Source organism: Pseudomonas persica (genome assembly GCF_900291015.1).
Classification (GTDB): domain Bacteria; phylum Pseudomonadota; class Gammaproteobacteria; order Pseudomonadales; family Pseudomonadaceae; genus Aquipseudomonas.
The window spans coordinates 1-243 of sequence record NZ_OLKL01000323.1; the positions used below are offsets into that span (position 1 = coordinate 1).

Consider the following 243-nt stretch of genomic DNA (forward strand, 5'->3'; position numbering starts at 1 on the left):
GTGTAGGCCGTGCGGTTGTCGTGCACGGCGAAGGTCGAGTCGATGGCCAGCAGCACATGCAGGGTGTGCTCGCCGGGGCGGCAGTAGCGCTGGGCGAGGGTGAGCAGGCTGGTGGCTGCCGGGGAGGCGTCGATGGCGATCAGAACCGGGTGGGGCATGGGCAATCCTTTGGAGAATGGATGGCAGTGCTGCGCTCATCGCCGGCAAGTGGCAACGGCGAACCGCGGCGCCCACAGGGAGATG

General features: G+C 67.9%; 1 pseudogene. It reads right to left on the bottom strand.

Going from position 1 to position 243, the window contains the following annotated elements:
• A pseudogene (locus FQ664_RS26745) lies at positions 1–158 on the bottom strand (universal stress protein); the annotation flags it as partial.
• Positions 159–243 lie beyond the last annotated feature (85 nt).